This window comes from Coraliomargarita sinensis, assembly GCF_003185655.1.
Lineage (GTDB): Bacteria > Verrucomicrobiota > Verrucomicrobiia > Opitutales > Coraliomargaritaceae > Coraliomargarita_B > Coraliomargarita_B sinensis.
Map to the genome: position 1 here is coordinate 1 of NZ_QHJQ01000021.1, position 4,241 is coordinate 4,241.

A 4,241-nucleotide genomic window follows, 5' to 3' on the forward strand; every position below is an offset into this window, starting at 1 on the left:
CAGCACTCCCGCTTCAAATGCCCGAGGAACCAGTTGATGATGATGCGGTGCCGTTCACGCTCCTGCTTCGGCAGATCTGATGACTGAAGCGCGTCCGACCAGTTGGGGAAGGATATCGTCGTCATAATCCTATTAACTGTACATATGTGCACTTATTACAAGTGAAAAGCATCTCTAGCCAAAGACAGCTCATCTAGGGCCGGATAACCCCTGCGCCCGCGCAGGCGCGTGTTCGGAGACATTTTGACACCAAGCCTCGAGGATGTTGTACTGCACTGGCCTTCAAGACAAATGATAAGTTATTTATCATTAACCAATTACATACTCAGATTCAATAATCTTGAAACCGTCTGTCACCTCGACAATGTCAGCGGAAAGTACACTAATAATACTGATAGACAGATAAAAAATGAAAGTAAAAGAACTCATAAAACTCCTCCAGTCAGTTAATCCAGAAACTGACGTGTTCTGCACATCCGAAGACCCAGAAGTGCTAGATTCAAACTCAGGTCACAAATTCAGAGTATTTGAGGTTTCTGCAGTTGAAGAAGTGAATGGAACCAAATCCAGAGGAGACGATGGGATCGCTACCTTTAAGATTGGAAAAAGTGATCATTCAGAGCCACACACCATAATGGAAATCACATGCGATATTTAATCTTATATGTGAGAGCAATGGAACATTCGAAGAGTCTATCCAGACGCAGCTATCAACTCCTTTCGCGCTCCGCGCTACAGTCGCGATAGTGCTTCACGTTCAGAAAGGAAATGAATTTAAAGCCCGCAGATCGTAGGACGCTCGAAAGGATTCGAAGGTCTGAAGCCCTTAGTAAGATGATGCGCTGGGTTTCCGTTGCGGTCTTACTGGTTCTTGTCGGGTTGCTGATCCACACAGCTTCTGAAATGAACGAATTCAGAGAAAGCATCCTGAACGATGATGGCTTTTCAGCAGAGATCTTCGCATTCGGCCTACCAATGCTTTATTTCAGGCTTACGGTATTTTCCTGTGTGACCGGGATATTATTAGGTCTCGCAATAAAAAATTGGAATGGGAATCGGACGCATCAGCTGCTCATCGCAATAGTCGATGCGATCGAGCAGGATGAATCTGAACCAGTCGGAGCTGGTCAACCCCATTTACGCCGCCGGAAATCCGAGAATCACCAGGAATCCTAAACCAACGGGCTGGGGTGCCAGTCCTCCACGTTCGATGAAAATAAATAAGAGTGCTTTGAAGTGAATAGATGAATGTAACCTTAACTAATATTAAATATGTTTTATTATCGTTACTTTAAGTGGTCTTTCTTGGTAATACTTCTGGGATGTTCATTGGAAGGGTTGCGTCTCAGTGCTTCTGAGAATAGTTTGTCGAAGCAAGATAAGGTGGAGCAACTGGTCCTTGAAATGAAGGAAAGAGAAAACCAAATCTTAGCTTTATTGCGAGAAGGAGACCTCCAAGAGAATGTTTCGAGTTATGAAAAGCTTTTCAAAATGGATATGCCGAATGTGCGATCTGCAGCCGTTTCGATTCTAATGTCTCGTATTTCAAAAGATATGATCGATGTGGGTTCGGATCAGGAAATTGCAGAACTTTTAAAAAATATAATCGAATCACATGATACTCACCCAGAGTATAAACTCTGGATGGCTGAGATTTGTTTTGTGAAGAAACCGATTGGTTTTGACGGTGATGAACAAAGTTTGAGCAATATGACGTTTCTTTATGATACAATTTCTGAGGAATTGAAGAACCAGTATATTACCCAACAAGTCTCTATGATTAAGTATCTATACGTAAATAGGTGGGTAAATCGAAAGCATAAGGAAAGTGTGTTGAAGGTCGAGAAGGGCTCTAAGCCAAATGCAAAGATCGAACCAGCCGGAGCTATCAACGTCGAGGCTGCCGCCTCGCCGCGATAGTCCTCGACGTTAGAGGCACACCTGCGATGAGATCTTGAATAAAGAATGAAGGCGCAGGGCACAAAAGAATTAATTGAAGTGGTTTCGGGTTGCGACTCGCGAGGCCTAACATGCGTTGAGGTCACGCGTGACGGACCCGAAACTTCTAGTGAACAAAAGAACACATTTCAACTAAAAAAATTGTTTTGGGGACTGAAGAAAAAATTTCACAGGGATTCTTTTCTCCTCGGCTCGCCAGGTGGCCAATAACAAGATGTTTAGTCGACTCCGCTGCGCTACACGACTAAACATCTACGTTATGCAAAAATAATGAATAAATTGAAACAAATCAGTGCAGTCTACTGGATAGCTATTTTATTCACCATTTCACTTTTGATATTCCTTTGTGTGGTGGACTCTGCAGATAGAGCATCGGGTCTCGGTGGTATTTATGGCGCATTTATTGGCGTCCTACTCGCTTACGCTTTTTCTAGGCATTCCAAAAGAAAAGATGACGAGTTAGAAAAGCATGAGGCATCCATTGACGCATTGCTTCTGCTGCAAGTTCAACTCAATGACCTGCACAATACTAAAGAAGAGTATGTCGATAAATTAAGAAAGCATATTGAAAAGGACAAAGGCCTCTTTAATCCATACCTAACAGAGCCAACAGGTAGTCATATTAACCCTAAGTCGTTACTGTGGCTCATGCGCACCAAGGACAAACAACTTTTCTTGGATATTAGGATAGCTCAGGAGCATTATTTCACGCTCTACATGATTATAGAGAACAGGAATCTTGAGCTAGAAAAATGTAGCATGATGGAGCAAATCGAGAAAACTCCTGTAGCTGGATTCACCGGAAGAATCCCAAAGTCACAACACACAATAAAAGCAAAAGAGCTAGAAGCGCTTATAGTGAAGCGATTTGATAAAAGTTATAGTCAGTATAAAGAGGTCTCAGAAAGACTTCATAGATTGATCATCCAAACATTCTCCACGCTTCCAAAACCACCGAAATTCAATCTACCTGAGGCATAACAAGCCAGAGTGGGCAACGGAATTCGCCGCGCCCATCTTCGACGTTAGAGGCACACCTGCGATGAGATCTTGAATAAAGAATGAAGGCGCAGGGCACAAAAGAATTAATTGAAGTGGTTTCGGGTTGCGACTCGCGAGGCCTAACATGCGTTGAGGTCACGCGTGACGGACCCGAAACTTCTAGTGAACAAAAGAACACATTTCAACTAAAAAAATTGTTTTGGGGACTGAAGAAAAATTTTCACAGGGATTCTTTTCTCCTCGGCTCGCCAGGTGGCCAATAACAAGATGTTTAGTCGACTCCGCTGCGCTACACGACTAAACATCTACGTTAGCTAAATAAATACTATGAATACAAAATATGCACAGATAGCCCAAAAACTAAAAATTAAATATGGACTTCGCAATACCCCAAGCGATTCACAGGTTGAGAACTGGAAGTCCAAGGTAGAATTGAAAAAGAAGGTTGGGCTTACCGTCGAGACGGCAGGTCGAAGTGCTGCGGAAGACATCTTCACAGACTACAGCACTGTTAAGTATGCTTCTCAAGCAGATACAATTGAAGCATTGCTTGAAGAAATCGCACGAATGGAAAGAGAAGGTCGATAGATGGTAGACATTATAGCTCAAGTGTCTGATCCAGATCCGAATTACTTGAAGGACGTAATTCTTCCGGTTGTGATGTTCGTCGCAGGCTTTTTTGTCTCTCGACTTACCATGTCAAAAAAAGACAGAAAAGACCACGAACGCCAGATGCAAAAGCAGGTCGATACCTATCAGATATCTTTAAATCGAGAGTTTAACAAGTTCACCGATGCGTTAAGAGAGTATCGCGACTTAGAAGGAGAGCCTAGCCTTCAGGACTTTCTTAATATATCGCAAGCTGGCGAGGCATACTTTACTCAGTTGAAGATGATTGCTGATGCTGCATTTGCAGGAACGATTCCATCGCCGACTCGGAATTCGACTTTTACGCAGCCGATTAAGGAAACCTACGAGGTTTCCATCCCAAAGTTCTATGAAACACTAGATGAAATCGCTAAGAGGAGAGAAACCTCTTGGAATGGCGAATTCAGGAGAGGTAACTACGAATCCATCTCTAGTTACTATGAGAAGTATTGCATCGAATAAGCTATGATGTGTCCTGAGATTGGTGGACAAAGGATTCCGTTATTAGGTTGTGGTTATAATGTTTAGTTGTGGTTGATGCAAGCCGGTAGGCTAGCTCCTATGCCCCCCATGGGGGGCGCGATTTTTTCCTCGAACTGAACCGGGTTTTTATAGCCCAGCGAAGAGTGTTT

6 protein-coding genes are annotated in these 4,241 nt (G+C 43.2%); all 6 read left to right on the forward strand.

Annotated elements, in window-relative coordinates:
- Positions 1-409 precede the first annotated feature (409 nt).
- On the forward strand, positions 410-658 hold the full coding sequence (locus DDZ13_RS15375) for a hypothetical protein (RefSeq protein WP_146209399.1): 249 nt from the start codon (positions 410-412) through the stop codon (positions 656-658).
- A gap of 176 nt (positions 659-834) precedes the next feature.
- Entirely contained in the window at positions 835-1,176 is a 342-nt protein-coding gene (locus DDZ13_RS15000) for a hypothetical protein (RefSeq protein ID WP_146209400.1), read from the forward strand.
- Positions 1,177-1,272: 96 nt separating this feature from the next.
- Complete coding sequence (locus DDZ13_RS15005; protein WP_110132277.1) at positions 1,273-1,920, forward strand: hypothetical protein; 648 nt, start codon at positions 1,273-1,275, stop codon at positions 1,918-1,920.
- Positions 1,921-2,229: 309 nt separating this feature from the next.
- Complete coding sequence (locus DDZ13_RS15010; RefSeq protein ID WP_110132278.1) at positions 2,230-2,940, forward strand: hypothetical protein; 711 nt, start codon at positions 2,230-2,232, stop codon at positions 2,938-2,940.
- Between the two features lie 348 nt (positions 2,941-3,288).
- Positions 3,289-3,549, forward strand: coding sequence for a hypothetical protein (locus tag DDZ13_RS15015; RefSeq protein WP_110132279.1), 261 nt, complete (start codon positions 3,289-3,291; stop codon positions 3,547-3,549).
- Positions 3,550-4,071 carry a hypothetical protein gene (locus tag DDZ13_RS15020; protein WP_110132280.1) on the forward strand — a complete coding sequence of 174 codons (522 nt, stop codon included), beginning with the start codon at positions 3,550-3,552 and terminating at the stop codon, positions 4,069-4,071. It abuts the gene before it with no gap.
- The last annotated feature ends 170 nt before the right edge of the window (positions 4,072-4,241 follow it).